The sequence below is a fragment of the Nitrospira marina genome (assembly GCF_059568365.1).
The window spans coordinates 2,604,677-2,624,347 of the sequence record NZ_JCANTH010000001.1; the positions used below are offsets into that span (position 1 = coordinate 2,604,677).

The 19,671-nt window shown below is 49.7% G+C and carries 19 protein-coding genes; 1 reads left to right on the forward strand and 18 read right to left on the reverse strand.

Annotated elements, in window-relative coordinates; all coding sequences use genetic code 11:
* Position 1: 1 nt before the first annotated feature.
* The 14 genes from LX98_RS10870 to LX98_RS10935 form a co-directional block, all read right to left on the reverse strand.
* On the reverse strand, positions 2-973 hold the full coding sequence (locus tag LX98_RS10870; RefSeq protein WP_496428919.1) for a diguanylate cyclase: 972 nt from the start codon (positions 971-973) through the stop codon (positions 2-4).
* 69 nt (positions 974-1,042) lie between these two features.
* On the reverse strand, positions 1,043-2,194 hold the full coding sequence (gene flgL / locus LX98_RS10875; protein WP_496428920.1) for a flagellar hook-associated protein FlgL: 1,152 nt from the start codon (positions 2,192-2,194) through the stop codon (positions 1,043-1,045).
* Between the two features lie 80 nt (positions 2,195-2,274).
* Entirely contained in the window at positions 2,275-3,921 is a 1,647-nt protein-coding gene (flgK, locus tag LX98_RS10880; protein WP_496428921.1) for a flagellar hook-associated protein FlgK, read from the reverse strand.
* 7 nt (positions 3,922-3,928) lie between these two features.
* Positions 3,929-4,426: a flagellar export chaperone FlgN gene (locus tag LX98_RS10885; protein ID WP_496428922.1), complete on the reverse strand. Its 498-nt coding sequence runs from the start codon at positions 4,424-4,426 to the stop codon at positions 3,929-3,931.
* Between the two features lie 33 nt (positions 4,427-4,459).
* A complete protein-coding gene (locus LX98_RS10890) occupies positions 4,460-4,780 on the reverse strand; it encodes a flagellar biosynthesis anti-sigma factor FlgM (RefSeq protein ID WP_496428923.1) in 321 nt (106 codons plus the stop codon).
* Positions 4,781-4,841: 61 nt separating this feature from the next.
* On the reverse strand, positions 4,842-5,198 hold the full coding sequence (locus LX98_RS10895; protein ID WP_496428924.1) for a rod-binding protein: 357 nt from the start codon (positions 5,196-5,198) through the stop codon (positions 4,842-4,844).
* Between the two features lie 57 nt (positions 5,199-5,255).
* Complete coding sequence (locus LX98_RS10900) at positions 5,256-6,362, reverse strand: flagellar basal body P-ring protein FlgI (protein ID WP_496428925.1); 1,107 nt, start codon at positions 6,360-6,362, stop codon at positions 5,256-5,258.
* A gap of 155 nt (positions 6,363-6,517) precedes the next feature.
* The gene (locus LX98_RS10905; protein WP_496428926.1) at positions 6,518-7,219 is read right to left on the reverse strand and encodes a flagellar basal body L-ring protein FlgH; all 702 of its coding nucleotides are present in this window, start codon (positions 7,217-7,219) and stop codon (positions 6,518-6,520) included.
* Complete coding sequence (gene flgA, locus LX98_RS10910) at positions 7,216-7,959, reverse strand: flagellar basal body P-ring formation chaperone FlgA (protein ID WP_496428927.1); 744 nt, start codon at positions 7,957-7,959, stop codon at positions 7,216-7,218. The genes LX98_RS10905 and flgA overlap by 4 nt, the downstream gene beginning before the upstream one ends.
* A gap of 23 nt (positions 7,960-7,982) precedes the next feature.
* Positions 7,983-8,774: a flagellar basal-body rod protein FlgG gene (gene flgG / locus LX98_RS10915; protein ID WP_312640596.1), complete on the reverse strand. Its 792-nt coding sequence runs from the start codon at positions 8,772-8,774 to the stop codon at positions 7,983-7,985.
* Between the two features lie 94 nt (positions 8,775-8,868).
* Complete coding sequence (locus tag LX98_RS10920; protein ID WP_496428928.1) at positions 8,869-9,588, reverse strand: flagellar hook-basal body complex protein; 720 nt, start codon at positions 9,586-9,588, stop codon at positions 8,869-8,871.
* A gap of 329 nt (positions 9,589-9,917) precedes the next feature.
* Complete coding sequence (locus LX98_RS10925) at positions 9,918-10,658, reverse strand: flagellar motor protein MotB (RefSeq protein ID WP_496428929.1); 741 nt, start codon at positions 10,656-10,658, stop codon at positions 9,918-9,920.
* Positions 10,659-10,693: 35 nt separating this feature from the next.
* Entirely contained in the window at positions 10,694-11,455 is a 762-nt protein-coding gene (locus tag LX98_RS10930) for a flagellar motor protein (protein WP_312746791.1), read from the reverse strand.
* A gap of 16 nt (positions 11,456-11,471) precedes the next feature.
* Positions 11,472-11,960: a chemotaxis protein CheW gene (locus tag LX98_RS10935; protein ID WP_496430593.1), complete on the reverse strand. Its 489-nt coding sequence runs from the start codon at positions 11,958-11,960 to the stop codon at positions 11,472-11,474.
* A gap of 460 nt (positions 11,961-12,420) precedes the next feature.
* Here LX98_RS10935 and LX98_RS10940 point away from each other — a divergent pair, with 460 nt between their 5' ends.
* A complete protein-coding gene (locus LX98_RS10940; protein WP_496428930.1) occupies positions 12,421-12,708 on the forward strand; it encodes a hypothetical protein in 288 nt (95 codons plus the stop codon).
* Positions 12,709-12,745: 37 nt separating this feature from the next.
* On the opposite strand, the gene LX98_RS10945 is transcribed toward LX98_RS10940, so the two are convergent.
* The 4 genes from LX98_RS10945 to LX98_RS10960 form a co-directional block, all read right to left on the reverse strand.
* Entirely contained in the window at positions 12,746-14,422 is a 1,677-nt protein-coding gene (locus LX98_RS10945; protein ID WP_496428931.1) for a methyl-accepting chemotaxis protein, read from the reverse strand.
* A gap of 40 nt (positions 14,423-14,462) precedes the next feature.
* The gene (locus LX98_RS10950) at positions 14,463-16,568 is read right to left on the reverse strand and encodes a methyl-accepting chemotaxis protein (protein WP_496428932.1); all 2,106 of its coding nucleotides are present in this window, start codon (positions 16,566-16,568) and stop codon (positions 14,463-14,465) included.
* A gap of 104 nt (positions 16,569-16,672) precedes the next feature.
* Positions 16,673-17,608: a chemotaxis protein CheW gene (locus LX98_RS10955; protein ID WP_496428933.1), complete on the reverse strand. Its 936-nt coding sequence runs from the start codon at positions 17,606-17,608 to the stop codon at positions 16,673-16,675.
* Positions 17,609-17,732: 124 nt separating this feature from the next.
* Complete coding sequence (locus LX98_RS10960) at positions 17,733-19,637, reverse strand: chemotaxis protein CheW (protein ID WP_496428934.1); 1,905 nt, start codon at positions 19,635-19,637, stop codon at positions 17,733-17,735.
* Positions 19,638-19,671 lie beyond the last annotated feature (34 nt).

A 19,671-nucleotide genomic window follows, 5' to 3' on the forward strand; every position in this document is an offset into this window, starting at 1 on the left:
ATCATTGCTTCAATGAAGTTGGGGAACTCGTGAGGCGCGAAAAAGTCTCATCCGCATGCCCATGAAATTGCGCAAACTCCACGCCATTTCGACCGCTATTTTTGACTAAATAGAGGACACCGTCTGCAGATTGTATTAAATGTTCAATGGGAATTGGACAGGGATCGGTCCACGTCGTGACCCCCTGACTGACCGTCACCGTTAGATCAGTATTGTGAACGCGAAAGGGTTTCTGGGAAATCGCCACTCGAATACGTTCAGCAAGCCGCACGGCCTGGGCCGCATCACTATTGGGCAACACCATGAGAAATTCCTCTCCGCCGTATCGGCCAATGGCATCATAGGAACGCAAACAAAAACGCATCCGTCTAGCGACCTCAACCAGCACCTGATCGCCCGCAACATGCCCATAGGAATCATTCACATTCTTAAATCCATCCAAATCAGCCAGAATGAGACTCAAGGGTTGCTGTTCCCGATGGGCCCGATCAATTTCCCGCAACAACGTATCCACAATGGCACCATGATTCAGGATTTGCGTTAGGGGATCTTGCATCGCCTGAATCCGAAGGGTTTCTCGAGCCGAAATCAATTCATTTTGCAAATCGACAATTCGCTTCCCTGCTCGTAACCGTGCATCCAATTCCCCTAAATGGAAAGGCTTTGTGAGATAATCATCCGCTCCCGCATCCAATCCGGCAATGAGATCCTCAGGATTATTCCGCCCCGTCAACATGACAATATATACATAGGGGCAATCGGTTCTCCCCCGGATCTTTTGACACAGTTCAGGGCCATTGAGCCCCGGCATGATCCAATCCACAATCGCCACATTCGGCACGGATCCTCGTGCTAACACCTTCCATGCAGAATCCCCGTCAGTGCAGGAAATGACATCATGGCCCCATTGCCGCAATCGATACACCACCATATGTAATGTGAGAGGATCATCATCAACCACAAGAATTCGCATAAAGATTTCGTACCTTTTCAATCACTGGGGTGACACTCTTTAGTCTAAAAAATAAGAAACCTTCACGGCCTACTTAATGAAATCTAATAAATTCGTCTGAAATTGCCGTGCAAGTGTGCTCATCGACGCTTCAAGCGTGTTTTGTAGCGTAGCCAAATCAGAAGCCACTTGGGCGATATCGGCATCCTCAAAATTGGACCGAAGAGTTTGCGTATTCACACTCAAGAGGTCTAAACCATCTTTGATGGTATCCAGTCGATTGACTCTGGCACCGATCGTAGCCCTGGCATCGTTTACCTGGGAGAGAGCCTCATCAAACTGACCGATGGCCGCTTGAATACCCGACCCATCATTGGTCACCAAGGCCTGATGAAAATCCTGAAGGTTTTGAAACAGATCCACCGTGGGGCCCGAAAAAATTTGGTCCCCAGGGACATTGCTTGCCACGGTCCGACCATCACCAACTTCCACCTCCACCCCCGCACCATCGCCTTGATAGGTATAGCCGACTCGTACAAAGAATTGGTCGCCAGCGGCAGGGGGACCCCCTCCATCCGTAATGGTGACATCCAACCCATCAAACAAGAATGCGGCCCCGGATGCATAAGTATTGCCTGAGGATACGGTCTGATTCGTTGTCAGATTCAGCACATCAAATTGGGTCGAGGAGGTAAATTGGATTTGATACGCATCCGGTTGTAATGCCGGCGCGGACGCCACAGATACGCCAACACTGGCACCTCCCCCATTACTGGTACTGGCTGATCCCGTGGCCGAGCCCGGGACAAACGGTTCGGTTTTTGTTTGACTGCCAGCAAACACAAATCGTCCATTAAGTTGGGTATTGGCAATGCCGGCCAAGCCTAGGATCAGTTGCTGAACTTCCTGTGCCGCATTCCGTCGCTCCACGGACGTATTCGTGTCGCTCGCCATATTCAACGCCAGTTCTTTCGCCCGCTGGACGGTATTCCCAGCCTGCTCCAGGACGCTATCGGATAAATTGAGCCGTCCCATTCCTTCATTAACCGTGTTCAAACGATGTTCAGTGGTCCGCAGAACATTCCGAAACTGATTAATCCGTTCGGATGCCGCAGGATCATCAGAAGGGCGATTCACCCGCTTTCCCGAAGAAATTTGCTCCTGGCGATCCCCGATATTTCGCTGAATACCTTGAATCGCCCTTAGCAGCGCATCAACCTGTTGACGATCAGTCACACGCATACGATTGTTCGTCCTTATCCGACAGATTTCGACCGGTCATCAATGAGACTTACCCTCAGGTGGTTGCCTCATCAAGAAGGTTAGCGGCCCATCGCCAGCATCGTCTGCATCAATTCATCCGCTACCGTAATCATCCGGGCTGAGGCTTCGAATGAGCGCTGAAAACTTAGGAGATTGGTCAATTCCTCATCCAATGAAACCCCTGAGACACTTTCTCGCAAGGCCGTCAACTGATCAATTTCAAGCTGTTTACTATGCAGCGCCTGCGTCGATTGCTGGGTGGCACTCCCGACATCTCCAATTGTAATCGTGTGGTAATCATTGAGTGTCACATTCCCAAGATCCACGTGCCGATTCGTATGAATCGCCACCAGATTTAATGCATTGATGTTATTACCGGGAATCCCTGCGACCGTAGAAGCAGCCGCGATCTTATCCGTATCCGAGAGGGCCAGACCAAGTTGCTGGGCCGCACCTTTTTGAGCATTGACATAAAACACATCCCCCGCAGCCGGCGTGCCGCTGATCACGACATCTAACCCATCAAAACTCAGGGGCGATCCGGAGGTATACGCACCAGACGTCACGGTCGCACCGGTCGCCGTATTGACCACAGAATAGGCAGAGGCTCCGGAAAACTGCACCTCATACTCCTGAAAGGTCGCCAGAGTGGGATCTGCAATCGTGACCGAACCGCCGGAGGCACTTCCCGTATTCCGGTCATAAGCCAGAGGCGCTTGAGGATTTAAGGCGGAGAAAAAATTATTATTCGTGGTGCCATCTAAGCCATATCCGGCCTGATGCTGTTGATTAAATTCATTAATCAAAACGGCGGCCAATCGATCCACTTGGTCTTGAAATTTCACCATATCCCCATCACGCTGGGCGAGTAATCCGCCGATTTGCCCTCCATGAATATTGTGGGTGATTGACAACTCACTCCCATCACTGCGCACAAATGTCACATCATGCATTGGAGGATTGTCCGGGTCGGCTTCGGTCGACAACGCATTGGTATGATTACCCGCTACCAAGAGTTGGCCTCCAACATTAATGCCGATGCCATCGTTCAGAGGCACCTGCTCAATATTGACCAAACCCGCCAAATCATTAATGAGAACCCTTCGTTGATCCAGTAAATCCAGCGCATCACGTCCACTGGATTCCGTTTTAAAAATGACATCATTCAGAGAGGCAATCTTTGTGGCCAACCCATTTATAGTATCGACATGCCTGGCAATCTCCCCATCGGCATCCAAGCGGATTTGATTTAATCCTTGAGCCGCCGTCACAAATTGGTCCGAGAGGGATTGCCCCTTAGCCAACAGGACCGTCCGCTGTATGGTACTTTCTGGATTCGTCGCCAAATCCCGAACCGCATTGAAAAACTCTGTCAGACTAAACGATAGTCCGGAGTTATCCGTTTCGGTAAAAATCCCATCCGCTTGAACCAAGTAATTATTCCTGGCGGTTATAGATCCAAGGTCCTCATGGACGGAGGTCAACTGGTTCTCCAGAAAATCATCGACGGACTGACGAATAGCGGCAACCCGGACTCCGCTCCCAATCGTCCCTTCAGCCGGCCGCGCAGTCTCAAGGACAACTTCCTGTCTGGAATAGCCTTTGGTATTAATATTAGCGATGTTATGGGATGTGGTCGCGAGCCCTTGTTGGTTGGCACGAATTCCGGAACGCGCGATATTAAAAATGTCACTGATGCCCGCCATAAGACCCCTATCCCTGGAGATGAACCGAGCTAGGAACTGAAGGAAAATGTAATATTCCAGATCCCTGATACACCGGACCGGTACCTAACCCTGTATACATAACTTGAACTGCCTCACGGACCCTATGATAAATTGGACGAATCAGGGCATCATTCCTTTTCCCTTGTTCCTGAATCAAATGCGCCAGACGAAGAAGGTCCGTCAACATTCCTTGCGCCAATTGTGCCCGTGGGTCCGGAACGGCTTTCAACCAATTCCAAATTGACTCATGTGCGGCAGACCCGGCCAACCGATGAAGCTCACGCTCTACCTGCTGTTCCAACTGACACATCGTCTCCAACGTTTGTTCCTTCTGACCGTTGACCTCGACCAACTTGGGCCGATCCATGATCCGAATGCTGTGCGCTTCTTGAAAAAGCAACACACCATACCGCTGAAACACCGATTGGGCTTCAGCCAACATTTCCAGCAACCGTTCCCACATTTCCGGTTGGGTATGAATCATCGGTCAGCCATTTCTCTCACAAACGTCAGGTGTTTATTTCGAGCCTAGCTCGTTAAGAATCGTCTCTCGGGTCAAGGCATCAGCCACCTGACTGGAGGTCGCCAATTGTGCCCCCGCCTCCAATACCTGCTTAATACGCCTGATTTTCTCCTCTCTCAGCTCAGGAACCTGCGCCACTCGAGTGGAATAGTCGCGTATTTCCTGGGCCAAAACGGAAAGATCAACCGGGTCAGCGGACGAAGGACGCTGGGTGGCGCTTGGTGGGCTGGACTCCTGCGTCTGAAGGTTTTTAGCTTGGACGTGAAAAAAAAGTTTCCCCAGCTCTCCACTGGGATCAAGGCCCCGTATGGTCATGGCTTCTTGCCTCCTTCTCTGTATGTATCGGAAGCAACGCCGTTAAACTTTACAGAACCTCTCAAGATTTCAAAAAAGGGGGATCTGAGGTGGGAGAACGTGTGAGATCTTCATTCCTGGCCACCGTGTCTAACATATACGCAGAAAGGCCAATCCCTCCCGCTTGAGCCGCACGTTTGCCAATTTCTTCATCATAAAAGGAATAGTACATTTCCCCCATGGGGTTGGCTGTGATCTCGCCTTTGGGGACCGTCTCTCGCATCACCTTCATCAGATAGGACAAAAAATAGGATTCGAATTCCTGACTCGCACGCAGTAATTCTCCCCGACGTACGGAATTTTCTACCCGATCTATCCTTCCAGTGGTGACGGAGTGTGCGAGACCCGTCATATCCATAGGGAACATGTCAGCATTCATAAACCACATCCTTTCCACCAGACGGTCATGAACAAGGTGCCCTCTTCAGATCCTGATCTAGATCAACTCCAAGTCGGCCTGAAGGGCACCTGCTGCCTTAGCCGCCGTTAATACGGCGACCAAATCGAGAGGTGTAACACCCAATGAATTCAACGCCTTTACCAAATCCCCAAGCGTCACGGAACTGTCTACTTGAATCACTCGACCATCCTCTTCTTGCACATCGGTTTGCACATCCGGAGTCACGACAGTTCTACCGGCACCCTGTGCTCCCCGCCCAATAAAGCCGGTCTCTGGTTGAGAGACATTAAACTGCGTTCCCACCTTGATCGTGAGATCGCCATGGGAAATGGCCATCCTCGCCAACCGGACATGTTCACCCATGACAATCGTTCCCGTTCGTTCGTTCACCACAACCTTGGCCAGGACGTCCACATTCACATCCAGCCCTTCAACCGCAGCAATCATTTGGACTATCTTGCCCTGGAACCGTTCGGGAATGCCCACGTGAATCTGTCCGGAATTGACAGCCGAGGCCACACCATCCCCGAGATGAGCATTAATGGCCTCAGACACCCGCAATGCCGTGATGAAATCAGCCTGATGCATGGTCAAAGAAAATTTCTCCCACGCTTGCATGTCCACATCCACCGCTCGTTCGACAATCGCTCCACCAGGAATAATCCCCCCGGATTGTTGATTTTTCTTCACTGTGGTCCCTCCCGCACCAGCTTCAAATCCGGATGTGGAGAGGGGTCCTTGGGCGACAGCATACACCTGTTGATTGGCTGCTTTCAGCGGGGTCAACAACAACGTTCCCCCTCGCAAACTTTTGGCATTGGCCATGGAGGAGACCTGCACATCCAATTTCATGCCGGGTCTGGCGAACGGAGGCAATTTGGCGGTCACCATCACTGACGCGGTATTTTTTGTTAACAATTGAATGGGATCTATATTGAGTTTGAGCCCCATGGTATTCAACATGGAAATAATGGCTTGCGCCGTAAATTGACCACCAACGACGGAATCACCGGTCCGATCCAGACCAACAATCAAGCCATACCCGACTAACTGGTTTTCACGCACGCCCTCAATGGAGGCGATATCTTTGATCCGGGCTGCCTGAATTTCTCCCGGTAAGATAACTGCACTGGCACTGACCATGAGCCATCCTCCGATCAAAACCAAAACTACACCCCATCCGGAAAACCATCCTCGTCCGGATTTCCTTGAAGGTTTTTTGCGATTTTTAACAAATGATGGACGAATCACCACATTCTCCAATTAGCTCAAAAAAAATGAACTCATCCCCAAATACCTTAAAACGGCGTCAACCAGTCAAAAATCCTGGTGGCCCACCCCGGTCTCTGAACATCGTCCACCACTCCTAATCCGGTATAGGAAATTTCTGCATCGGCAACTTTAGATGACAAGACCATGTTTTGCGTATCCAGATCGATCCGGCGGACAATGCCCTTAATGGTCATTGTTTGCTTTTCACTATTAACCGTGACCTCCCGTTTCCCCCGAATCCGGAGGTCACCGTTGGGAAAGACTTCAATGACATTGGCGGCAATGGTGCCCGTCAAGGTATCTTCCCGGCTCGTCGATCCGTCACCCTCAAATTCATGGGAAGTCCCAGCATCAATATTAAAATATTCTGCAAACTTCTGGCTGAGGGAGTTAATCCCGAACAATCCCCCGCTTACTCCAGCTGACAGGCTGGAATCCCGGTCTGCTGTCGTATTGGCTTTTTTGGAGCCCTTGTGTTGTTCGACAATTTGCACGACCACAATGTCCCCGATTCGACCCGCTCGCCTATCTTCAAACATGTACGCTCGGCCGTTCCCCGGGTCCCAGAGGGACCCCATGGAGGATGGCGGACTCTTTTCAAGAAGATTCGACTCAGCTTCGACCTGTCTAATCGTCTTTTCCTTGGCGCATCCGACCCCGCCAAATACGACTGCCAGCAACAGGACTCCCCACGCCCAAGACTTCGCCCTCAACACGTCATTGCTCAAAATCCAACCTCCACGAGTCCCGATGCCAAAACGGTACCCAACACCTCCCGGCCCGATGTCTGATTTTTGACAGGAATGGTTTCCCCTTTTTTACCAGCCGCTTTGGCTATTCCTACGGTTTGAACCAGCAACCCATCACCCCTGACTTCAATCATCACCCGATCGCCTTTATGAATCATCGGCGGATAGTCCAACATGATTTTTCGTATCGGTTGTCGTGGTGGTAATGGGCGTAAGACCTGTTTCCCTATCACTTCGTCAAGATCAAGAATAAAATCATGTGTCAGTGAAGGGGCATCCACCAGCATCACAGACAGGTCCTCGCCGGTCACAACCTCTTTGGGTTTCAACCAGCGTATTGGTGTCGCCACTTCGACTTGGGCCTTCACCTCCCCCACAACATTTACCGTTCGCAGAAATTGTTGATTCACAAAAATACCGACTCGAAAGGCACGTCGTCCTGTCCTCCCGCCCCCTGACCAATCTCCAATCTCAAGGTGGATTTTTCCATTGGGAACCTCAACCCCTTGCTTGGGAAACAATACCCGAAACGACACCTGGTGCTGCGAACGTCCATAGCGGCGCTTCAGTTCCGCCAGGATCACCCGTTCGAAATCTCTTCCATCCAACGACTGACTATCCGGACGAACAGGTGTTGGTGAGACCGGTCCTTCCGCCCAGGACATTCCTCCAAGTGTCCCCCACCCATTCCCGCACAGGAACAATCCCAGAAATATCATGATGATCTTCAAAGTCTTACCCTCTAACGTCTGAGTCCGTTAACAACCTGCATCATATCGTCCGATGCCTGAATGGCTTTCGCATTCAGTTCATAGGCCCGTTGGGCAATGATCATATTGACCATTTCATCGGCAATATTCACATTAGATATTTCAAGAAATCCTTGCTGGATATTTCCAAAGCCGGTTGAAAAGCCAGGTGTCCCCTGTTGTGCAGGACCTGAAGACGAACTCTCTGAAAATAAATTATTACCTTGTGCAATCAAACCAGACGGATTATCAAATCGGACCAATTGGATTTGCCCTACCTGGGTGGCTTGGGACACCCCGGGCAGCAAGGCGGACACCGTTCCATCCTGCCCAATATCCACTTGGAGTGCTCCGGACGGAATGGTAATGCTCGGGATGAGCTGATCGCCGTCACCCGAAACCACATTACCCGTACTGTCTTGTTTAAAGGATCCAGCCCGCGTATACATCGTGGTCCCATCCGGGCGTGTGACTTGAAAAAATCCCACCCCTTCTATCGCCAAATCCAACGGATTCGTCGTTTGCTTGAGACTTCCTTGCACATACTCCTTTGCCACGGTGACCGGCCTCACACCTAATCCGACCTGCATCCCCACAGGAAAGACTCCAACATTCGAAGCACTCGCTCCAGGCAAACGGGAAATTTGATAAAGAAGATCCGCAAATTCTGCGCGACTTCGTTTAAACCCTGTTGTATTTACATTGGCCAGGTTGTTCGCAATCGTGTCAATATTAAGTTGTTGGGCAAACATGCCTGTTGATGCGGTATGCATCGCTCGAATCATTGTGGTTGCTCCCCCTTTTTATCTGTATTCGCTCACCCCGAGAAACTATTCATACAGCCATAGGGCCTGGGACATTCCTCATCCCTGATTCGGTTTACCCTTGAACCCGGCCTGCTTGTATGGCTTGGGCGGCTAGTTCATCCATGGCTTTAATCGCTTTTTGCATTTGTTCGTATTCTCTGGTCACTTTGATTAACTCAACCATATCCAGGGACGGATTGACATTGGATTGTTCCAACATGCCTTGATGCACCGTTGTCTGCTTATCCGGAACGGTCTGAGCTGGAACGGTCCAGAACAAATTGCCCACCTTGGCTGTTTCTTGTCCATCCGCAATCCTATCCAACCGTAACTTGTCTACAACCTGATTATTGACGGAAAGTGTTCCATCAGCGCCAACCATGACCTCACCAGGAGGAAGGGTAATGGGCCCTTTCTTTCCCATAAGTGGATCCCCGGTATGGGTCACTAAGTTTCCGTTTACATTTCGATACAATTTTCCGCCACGGTAATACCGCAATCCATCTGATGTTTGGGCGACCAAAAACCCCTCACCCTCCAGCCCTATATCTAACGGTTCCCCCGTCTGATACAAGGTGCCTTGCGATCGGTCGGGGGGAAGCGCATCCATCAGGGGAAACAAATCTATTCCGGCCACGGAAGGCCCTGAGGTTTGTCCCAGGATGGTTGCGAAGACCGGCTTGTCCTTTTTAAATCCTGTTGTATTCACATTCCCAATATTATGAGAAAGGACTTCCATGCGGTGTTCAAGCGTAATCGCCCCGGCTAAGGGCGGATAGATACCTCGGTTCATGGCTTCCTCCTTAACGTGAATACTTGAGAAATTCTGCAACGCATGTGCCAATAGGAGAAGGAGACGGGTTTTGATCGGAAGAAAGACCGGAGTGGAACGTTTTTCTACGGAGGGATAGCATTCATTCCATAAACCCGGAACCAGTGAGCTCGAACTGGCAATTGTTGCCTATTGAACCTTTCAGATCTAAAACAACCAGGCGTTGGCATCCCGCACACGACACGGCACCTCCCGGCATTACTTTCCTTATAGGCCTGATCCTGCCTAGCGAAAGGCCCAAATCGGGTCAACTGGTGTTCTGAAATTGTGGTCGAATTGTGGAGTATTTTCTAAGGAAGGAAGGGGTGTGAGAACTCGGTGTCGGAACGGATATCCCTCAGCACAATGAGTTCTACTCGACGGTTAGAGGCTTGTCCCTGTGGTGTATCATTTAACTCAACAGGCCGGGTCCCTGCATAGCCGGTTGAAGACAATCGGTAATCAGCAAGATGATGTTGGTCGATCAAATAGCGGACCAAGGTATTGGCTCTGGCAGTAGAAAGATCCCAATTCGAGGGATACAGAGACGATCGAATCGGCTGATTGTCCGTATGCCCTTCAACGGAAATACGATTGGGCAACTCTTTGACAAGTCCGGCAAGGAGATCAATAAACTCTATGATTTGTGGATTCAGCCTGGCACTTCCACTTTGAAATAACGCATCGTCTTTGATCCGAATATTCAACCCACGTTCCGTCGTGGTGATTTGCACCCCTTGAGGAATGTTCGCTGCAGTAATGGCATTGGCCACGCTTAGGAAGGCCCCGGCATTTTCCCCTGAAGAAGATTTCGTTTTAACCTGAATGGGGATATTTTTGTTTATGGGAAGATTCACAATTGAAAGTTCCCCTACGGTCTTTTTGTTGTTAAAGGAGCTCACTAGTGATTCGCTGAGGACCTTGAACTTTCCTTCATTGACAGACGAAACTGAATACATCACCACAAAAAAAGCAAACAGCAAGGTAATAAAATCCGCATACGAGACCAGCCATCGTTCATGATTTTCATGTTCCTCGTGTTTTTTCTTCACACGCCCCTCACCCCAACTGCCCGGCCGTCAGCCATTTACTTTTTATTTTTCTCCGCCGAGGATAGAAATCCACTTAACTTCTCCTCAATCATTCGTGGATTTTCCCCTTGGGCCACGGACACAAGGCCTTCAATCACCATTATTTTCGCGATGATCAAAGTTTTAGCCTTTAACTTGATTTTATTACCCATAGGAAGAAACAAGAGGTTGGCAGCTCCCACCCCATAGACCGTGGCTACAAATGCAACCGCGATCCCGCCACCCAATGCTGAGGGATCGGCCAAGTTTTCCATCACATGAATCAGCCCCAGTACGGCGCCAATAATCCCCACACACGGCGCATATCCGCCGAACGCTTCATAGACCTTGCTCGTCGTCCCAAATTCTTCTTCAAAAATTTCGACTTCCACTTCCAGAATTTCCTTTATTTTGTGCGGCTCCGTCCCATCGACCACCAGTTGCACCCCTTTGGCCATTAAGGGATCCGTCAAGGTTTTAATTTGCCCTTCCAAAGCCAAAAGTCCCTGTTTTCTGCTGATATTTGATAACTCCACAATTTTGGCAATAATGCCCTTCATATCCACACTCACATTTCCAAACACCATGCTGGCACTGGAAAGAGCTTTCAGGAAAATTGGAAGAGGGAATTGCAGCATCACCGCCCCTAACGTGCCCCCCATCACAATCAAAAAGGCTGTCCCTTGGAGAATGGAGCTTAAATGCCCGCCCTCCAAATGTTGTCCGCCTACAATGGCGCCCAGCGAAAGCAGGATGCCCAATACCGATAAAATATCCATGATGGACCACTCTTCCTTAGGCAAAGGACCGATGACTAAACAACCGTTCAAGGTCCAGCAACAACACCAGGCACCCATTCACCCGCCCTACCCCTTTATGACATTCCTCAGCACCTCCTCGACTAGTAGGGGGTGGGGGTTCAATACATTCTTCGGACAGACGTAAGACTTCTTCGACAGAATCAACGATAAATCCTAAAATCATATGCGCGATTTCCACGACCACAATTCGAGTATCCTTGGTGGGTTCAGTCCCGGCCAGACCAAAGCGAACCCGAAGATTAATAATGGGGATGACTTTTCCACGCAGATTTACGACCCCTTCCACATAATGAGGGGCATTGGGAACCTGGGTAATATCCAGCATACGAATAATTTCCTGAACCACCAAGATGTCAATAGCAAAGACTTCATCCCCCAACTGAAAACTTACCATTTGGAGAACCACTCCACTGTCCTCCTCAAAATCATCATGAGGTAATACCTTCGTCAAAGTATTCTGCATGACTTGTGTCCCTCCAGACGTGTCAAGAGTCTCTCTCATGCCCCGTTCCGACCCTGGGAGAGCCGATGCCTACACAACATTGCCAGGGCCTTTTATTTCTCCAATTCCTTCAAGTACCTGGCCCATCCACGCAACCAACCGCCTGATTGACCCCGCTTTCCGTGGCATCACTTTTCTCCCTACGGACAGTTCCTTTTTGATCGATGGAATTTCCGAGAGTTCAACCATATTCTTCCGTCCGCCATGAAATTCCTACTTGAACGTTATTGATTCCCATTGTTTTCCATCAACAGCCGATAGTCTCTCTTTGAGGCAGGTAAGAATCTACAGCAATCTCGCATAAGTCAACACATTTTCCACCAACCTTTATTATCCAAACCTTGAGGCTTCAAGAACTGCTCTGATAGGGTGAACAGCATTATTACTTCATTTGCATGGCTCTAAATAAAGGATTCATTACATGGACAGACTCGCCAGCTCACAAGCCGATCGGTTACTCCTTGATGCAAAAAAAGCCATTCTGCAAGACCAACATCGACGTTTCCAGGACCTTCAACTTGAAGGCCGTTGGGATGAGGCCTGGAAACAATTACATGTCACCTTGGCCTGCGCGGCGGATTTACTCAAAGATTCGGTCAGCATGCTTGAACAGGTTGTCGACAAGAAGAAATTACCTCCTTCCAACTCAACCGACCAGTCACCAGGGGTCAACGATTCGATCAACCAGAACCCCCCTTCCAGCCATTAGGACTGTTTGACCATCACCGGGCATGGGGATCCTTGAGTTACACTTTAATTGATCCGACCAACTTCTGAAGATCCCCGGCCATCAATCGCAAATCATGACAAGCTTTAGCCGACTGAAAAACTCCACTGGTTGTCTGACGGGTTGTTTGGGTCATATATTGTAAATCGCTGGAAATTTGTCGCGTTGCCGTGGATTGCTCTTTTGTAGCATTGGCAATTTGTTGAATCATCCCCACCGTAGCATTGATCATAGAATGAATGTTCGCCAAGGCTTCTCCGGTTTTATTGGCTAACACCACCCCAAGGCCAACCTGGCTTGTACCTTGATCCATTGATAAAACAGCACTTCGCGTATCCTTCTGAATCTGCCGGATCATATCACCAATTTCTTTAGTCGCCTTGGTTGTCCGTTCTGCTAATTTCCGCACTTCATCGGCAACCACAGCGAACCCTCGCCCCTGTTCACCCGCCCTCGCAGCCTCAATGGCCGCATTGAGTGCCAATAAATTGGTCTGATCCGCAATATCTTCAATCACGTTGACGATTTTTCCAATTTGGTCCGAAGACCGCCCGAGTGCAGTAATAATATTTGCGGCCTGCACCACCGCAAGAGAAATCTGTTGCATGCCCATCACGGTTTGGTTCATCTCTTCCTGTCCGCCTCGCGCAGCTTTGGCTGTTTCCTGAGCAAGGCGTGCAGCTTCTATGGAACTTTGCTCCACTTCTCCCGCATTTCTTGACACTTCTTGCACGGTGGAAACTGATTGAATCACGCGAGTAGTTTGTCCTTCAGCAGCCTGAACAACTTCATCCGCCGTCGTGGAAAGCTGCATAGTGGAACCCACAAGACGGTTTGTCACATGCTTGACAGACGACACCGCCAACCGCATTTTTACAATAAACGAATTGAGATCGTGACTGAGTTCCACGAATTCATCGGATCCCTTTCCAACTGACACTCGTTTCGTCAGATCACCTTCGCCATGTGCAATGGCACGAGAGATGCCCATTAAGGTGTGAAGAGGTTGCAGGACAAGCCGATAAACCAGCCAGTACACCGCACCCAGGAAAATGACGATGATCCCGATCATCCACATTCCTGAATGGAGCACCGAACTGACCATTGCCTCTTTGGCCTGGGTTATCGGAATCGAAAGGGACAACACACCAAGCACATCTCCCAATTTTTTCCCGCCATGACAACTTATACAAGCTTCGACGGTAGCCACATCCGCGCTCGCCCGTCGAAAAGTGGGAACCCCGTTGATCGTCTCAATTTCACTGACACTTTTCTCTCCATTCTTAATTCGCTCAAGAGCTTTTTGTTCAAAGTTATCTTTTGGTGCATTGGCGGGATTCATCGGCCGATCGCTGACGAGCCGTGCCTGATACACTCCCACCACCCCCAAATCCTGGCCGATTTCCTGTATGGCAGTGGCGGGAAAAGGGATGGCATCGGAATCTTGCTCATGATCACGAGACACATGCAGATTGGGACCCATGGACGATTGTTTTAATTTTCCCACATAGTTTTTGGCAATATAGGCTCTCGTGACTTCAAATTGGGCTTGAATAATCCTTCCTTGTTCTTCCAAAATCATCTGCAACCGGCCAAACTCTAGTTCGTAAATCACCCCTAGGCTACAGACAATTAATCCGACGGCTAGCGTCCCCAGAATTAATACGAATTTAGGACCGATCCTTAAACGCTGCATACACTTCTTTCACGAGAGACACATCGAACAAACAATGTCTTTACCTTTTTAACGTAAAGCGACTAAGGGATGTTTGAAGGTCATCTGCCAATGCCGCAAACTGCTTGGTGGCTGTGGCCACTCCCTGAATGTGGCTTTCATTATCCTGGCTGAGTTGCGCCACCTGTTGAATACTGGAAGAGATTTGTCCGGAGACCGCAGACTGTTGCTTCGTGGATTCGGCAAAATGTTGAATCATATCCACCACCCGTTGAACCCCTTGCACAATCTCCGTCAATCGATTTCCGGCTTCTCTGGCCAGCGCCATTCCGGAATGCGCTTCCTCCGTACCCGCTTCCATCGAACGAACCGCTTCGTGAGTTCCAGCCTGTACCGATTCGATGACCGTCGCAATTTCCTTTGTGGCCTTCCCCGTTCGCTCGGCTAGCTTCCGAACCTCATCGGCAACCACAGCAAACCCTCGTCCCTGGTCTCCTGCCCTGGCCGCTTCAATGGCGGCATTGAGCGCCAACAGATTCGTCTGTTCCGCAATATCTTCAATGACTCCAATAATGTCCCCGATATCTTTGGAGCGTTGCCCTAATTTCTGAATACGGCCGGCGGATTCCTGTATCCGGCTTGAAACCGATTCCATCCCATGAATAGAAGAGACTACAACATCTCCACCCCGGACGGCTGAATCATTGACTCCTGTAGCCGTCGAAGCCAGGGCCTGTGTATGACGGGCCATATCATTAGCAGTGGCAGACATTTCTTCCACCGCCGCCGCCACCTGAGTGGCTTGGTGAACTTGTGATTGGCTGGCCTGAACGACCTGATGACCAACCGATGACAATTGGACCGACGCTTGAGACAGGGAGTGAGCGACGTTCCGGGTTTGCAGGAGCATCCGACTTAATTCATCCAACAAGTTATTCAGAGCCAAACCCATTTGTCCGAGTTCGTCTTGCGTCTTCACGGGAACCCGGTGGGTCAAATCCCCCTTCGAGGCCTTCGCCGCTACTTCCCACACAGGTTTCAATCGGCTCACCACTTTCCTTCCCATAAAAATCCCAATGGGGACCACCACGAGAAGGCCCACCAGCATCTCCAACAGAGTTTTGTTTGTCAGACTGCTGACATGACTGAACGCTTCATCCTCTGGAACTTCCACCAATACCGACCAATGCAGTCCCAAAGATCGGGCTCCCCCGGACATCGGACTAAACCCAATCACTTGATTCGTCTGTTTTCCGGGATGAAAATTCCTGGCGTTTCCGGATTGTCCCCGAACAGCGGATTGTGCCGCATCAAGTCCCAGCTGAGCCAGATTGGCCGTAAACACCACATTGTCGAAATCGTGAGTCACTTCTTCGGTTCCATAGACAGCCGGAGCATATTCCAGCAGGGTCATACCTTGGTCATCCTGCAGGATAAGCTCCGCATGAGGAAACCCGGCTTTTTTTAAATCCTGGTATGCCTCTTTAAAAAAGGCTTCAATCTTTGAAAACTTCATACGATGGCTCCCATACCCAACTACTCGGCCCTGAGCATAGAGAGGAACAGAGAGCCCAATCGTCAAACCACTTTCTCGAGGAAAGAGTGCCTGCACATCCAGATCTAGCATGACGCTTTCCACAAAGACCTCTCCGCTCACATTGCTTCCTGAAGAAGGCTCTGTAGTGCGGGCCCTCTCTCCGGCACCTCGGAGGGCACGAAACCACGGAGTGGATCGATAATTTTTTCCATACAATTCCTCCGTCTGAAGAGGCAGGCCTTCTGCATCATGATCATTCACAGCGATCAAATTTCCATCCAGATCTACCACTTGAACCAGAGAGTACATCCCGGTTGCCTGAACATACGTATTCAAGGCCTGCACTAATTCGTATGCGGGACTCACAGCTTGTCCCAATTGCTCCGGAACACCAGAGAACGTACTCCGACTCAGAATTTGAGCATCCGCAGCCCGCTCAGCGAGATAGAGGTGAATTTTTTCAACAATCACTTCTGCCAGCTCTTGGTACTGGACTCCAACCTCCTTTTTCAAAACCTCTGCAGTCTGAAACAATGAATAGACCTGAACACTCAGAGGAATCAACGAAAAAAACACGAGAATCCAGACTAATTTTGTTGTAATGCCTACATTCCACGTCGCTTTCATCATTGGTATCCTCTTAATACACGTTTCATGTGTCTCGTCAGATGGTAGTAAAATCTTTTCATCCCCTCCAACGAGACGTTTTCTCTTTAAAACCGACCCACGAATCCCTAAGTCTTTCCAAGATGTTCAACCAATTTGTCCCGAAGGTCCGTTGGATGAAATTTGGTCACATAATCTGTCACACCCAAAGCCTTGCCTTTGTCCACATTGCACTGGCCGGACAAGGAGGAATGCATCAAGATCGGAAGGCCCTGCAATCGGGGATCTTCACGGATAGCCTTCGTCAGGGAAAACCCATCCATTTCCGGCATTTCGATGTCGGTAATCACACCCACTACAAAATCAAAAATGGTGCGCTCCGTTTTGTCACTCAATTCCGCATACTGTCGTAATCGGGTGAGCGCCTCTCTTCCCGTTTGTGTTTCTTCGTATTTCATGCCCAGTCGTTCCAACGTTTTGGTAATTTGTTTTCTGGCCACCAGCGAGTCATCGGCAACTAACACTCGTTTCCCGGCTAATTCCTCGTGCAGTTCAATGCCAACGAAAACCTCTTCCTCACTTCGTGGATGCAGCTCGGCCAAGACCTTTTCCACATCCAAAATTAACACCATTCGGCCATCTTCCAATTTGGTAATAGCCGTGACCGCCCCCTGCCGGCTCGACTGGACCATCGGTGGAGGTATTTGAATACGTTCCCACGACATACGAATGATCCGATCAACGCCCGAGACCAAAAATCCTTGTTTGTTATCGTTATACTCCGCAATGATCAACTTCGCGCCAACTGGATCCAACGGTCCAAGTCCAATCGCCTGTTTCAAATCCACTAAGGCAATATTTTCTCCACGAAGGTTCACCAGACCCAGAATTCGAGGATCAGAGTCGGGAATTTTCACCACAGGCGGGAGTTTCATGACCTCGCGAATTTTAAACACATTTATTCCGTAGGTCTCATTAGTCCCAAAATGAAACATTAATAGTTCCATCTTATTGGCACCGGCTAGTCCGGTACGTTGGTCAATTTCGGCCATCCATTTTGCCATTACGGTCTCCTCAAACTTCCATTCAACCCAGGAGGTATCATTCGTCCAATCTTCATCTTTGAGTCGCTGTCCGTCCGTCTCCAAAAATTCTTTGACCACTCAGATCCAACTCACGTTTGACGAATTAGCGCATACCGGCATACGTTGACGCCTGCACTTCCCGCACAAGATCGGCCATATCCAGAATCAACACCACTTTGCCATCCCCGGTAATGGTTGCTCCCGCCACGCACTTCACGTTTGCCAAAAATTCCCCCAATGATTTAATCACAACCTCCTCTTGTGCCCGCAATCGATTCACCACAACTCCAAACTGTTGTTCACCGACCTTTACGACTACCACATAGCATTCCTCATCAGTTCGGTCCCTAGGAATATGAAAGGTTTCACCAAGATCCAACAGGGGTAGAATCCGTTCACGGAGGTTTAACACCGCCTGTCGGTTGATACTTTTAATTTCATCTTTGGTGACTTTGACGGCCTCGACCACGGAAGCCAGCGGGATAGCAAATGTGGCGCATTCCACCTCTACCATGAGCGCTTGAATAATAGCCACGGTCAGCGGAAGCTTGATCGTCACGCGACTCCCTTGACCCGGATCGGAATCTAGCTCCAAACTCCCATTCATCCGGCTGATATTGGTTCGCACCACATCCATGCCCACGCCACGCCCTGACACATCACTCACTTGGTCCGCCGTACTAAACCCTGGAAGAAAAATTAGATTCATGATTTCTCGGGGACTCATGGAATCGAGTTCGGATTGAGCCACCAGACCTTTTTCCAGGGCTTTTGCAGCAATTTTCTCCACTTGTAAGCCACGCCCATTATCCTCAATCCGAATCACAATACTGTTACCTTCCTGCTGGGCCGACAATCGCACATACCCTTCAGGGCTTTTCCCGTGTTGTTTCCGGTCGGCGGCCGTTTCCAAGCCATGGTCCATCGAATTTCTCACCAAATGGACTAATGGATCACTTAATTCGTCGGCCACGGACTTATCGACTTCGGTATCTTCTCCCACTAATTCCAATCGCACTTGCTTCCCCAGCTTACCGGCCAAATCCCGGACCAACCTGGGAAATCGTGAAAACACCTTGCGAATAGGAACCATACGTGTTTTCATCACCGCCAATTGCAAATCAGAGGTCACCAGATTGAGTTGCGCCAATGTCATATTTAATTCCCGGAGAGCGGGATTGATCTCATCTTGCTCTTCCAGGCCATTCCCCAGTTTCATAAGACGGTTGCGATTCAACACCAATTCTCCTACCAGATTCATGACATGGTCTAATCGTTTGGTCTCAACTCGAACGGTCTGATCTTCTTCCTTACCGCCTGATAGCTTGGAACCCGGAGCACTAGCGGCCTGGGCAGTTCGGGTCGTCGCTTCTTTCATTTTATGTAATACATCCGACAATCCAACTGGACCCTCAGAAACAACCGCAGGCTCCGGTACCCCTTCAACCCCTTCCGGTCCTTCAAAGTGCGGCTCCTCATAAGGAGAAGACAAGGAAGAGGTATCAGGGGGCTCAGCCATAAAAGACGTCGTTATCTCTGCCGGAGGTGGAGAAGGAGTGTAAGGGATGGTGTCCATCCCTGCTTTTTTGGGAGGCGAGACAGACAGCATCAGATCGTCGGCGCTATCCATTGTTAACGCCAATTTATTCACAATGCCCTGGGTCTCGACATGAGAATCTCCTCCGGTCTCCCGAATATCGGTTTGGAGCATTTTCACGGCATCCACAGCTTCCAGAATGATATCGATGATGAACGGAGAAACCGTCATCTCACCCTGTCGCAACTTGTTCAACAAACTCTCAGCTTGATGCGCCACTTCCACCAAATGGGTAAACCCCAAAAAGCCGGCGGATCCTTTCATACTGTGCATACACCGGAAAATCTCGTTAAGCAGTTCGGTGTTGGATGGCTCCGTTTCCAACTTTACGAAATGCTGGTCCAGGGCTTCCAGCATTTCTGAACTTTCAGCCAAAAAGTCGTTGAGGATTTCTTTCATTTCGTCATTCATCGATCACCTGTTTACAGATCCTAGACTTTTTTAA

Excerpts from the sequence above, each read along its gene's own strand:
- LX98_RS10870 (WP_496428919.1), bottom strand. The coding sequence starts at position 973 with ATGCGAATTCTTGTGGTTGATGATGATCCTCTCACATTACATATGGTG.
- flgL (WP_496428920.1), bottom strand. The coding sequence starts at position 2,194 with ATGCGTGTGACTGATCGTCAACAGGTTGATGCGCTGCTAAGGGCGATT.
- flgK (WP_496428921.1), bottom strand. The coding sequence starts at position 3,921 with ATGGCGGGCATCAGTGACATTTTTAATATCGCGCGTTCCGGAATTCGT.
- LX98_RS10885 (WP_496428922.1), bottom strand. The coding sequence starts at position 4,426 with ATGATTCATACCCAACCGGAAATGTGGGAACGGTTGCTGGAAATGTTG.
- LX98_RS10890 (WP_496428923.1), bottom strand. The coding sequence starts at position 4,780 with ATGACCATACGGGGCCTTGATCCCAGTGGAGAGCTGGGGAAACTTTTT.
- LX98_RS10895 (WP_496428924.1), bottom strand. The coding sequence starts at position 5,198 with ATGAATGCTGACATGTTCCCTATGGATATGACGGGTCTCGCACACTCC.
- LX98_RS10900 (WP_496428925.1), bottom strand. The coding sequence starts at position 6,362 with ATGGTCAGTGCCAGTGCAGTTATCTTACCGGGAGAAATTCAGGCAGCC.
- flgA (WP_496428927.1), bottom strand. The coding sequence starts at position 7,959 with ATGATATTTCTGGGATTGTTCCTGTGCGGGAATGGGTGGGGGACACTT.
- flgG (WP_312640596.1), bottom strand. The coding sequence starts at position 8,774 with ATGATTCGAGCGATGCATACCGCATCAACAGGCATGTTTGCCCAACAA.
- LX98_RS10920 (WP_496428928.1), bottom strand. The coding sequence starts at position 9,588 with ATGAACCGAGGTATCTATCCGCCCTTAGCCGGGGCGATTACGCTTGAA.
- LX98_RS10930 (WP_312746791.1), bottom strand. The coding sequence starts at position 11,455 with ATGGATATTTTATCGGTATTGGGCATCCTGCTTTCGCTGGGCGCCATT.
- LX98_RS10935 (WP_496430593.1), bottom strand. The coding sequence starts at position 11,960 with ATGCAGAATACTTTGACGAAGGTATTACCTCATGATGATTTTGAGGAG.
- LX98_RS10940 (WP_496428930.1), top strand. The coding sequence starts at position 12,421 with ATGGACAGACTCGCCAGCTCACAAGCCGATCGGTTACTCCTTGATGCA.
- LX98_RS10945 (WP_496428931.1), bottom strand. The coding sequence starts at position 14,422 with ATGCAGCGTTTAAGGATCGGTCCTAAATTCGTATTAATTCTGGGGACG.
- LX98_RS10950 (WP_496428932.1), bottom strand. The coding sequence starts at position 16,568 with ATGATGAAAGCGACGTGGAATGTAGGCATTACAACAAAATTAGTCTGG.
- LX98_RS10955 (WP_496428933.1), bottom strand. The coding sequence starts at position 17,608 with ATGGCAAAATGGATGGCCGAAATTGACCAACGTACCGGACTAGCCGGT.
- LX98_RS10960 (WP_496428934.1), bottom strand. The coding sequence starts at position 19,637 with ATGAATGACGAAATGAAAGAAATCCTCAACGACTTTTTGGCTGAAAGT.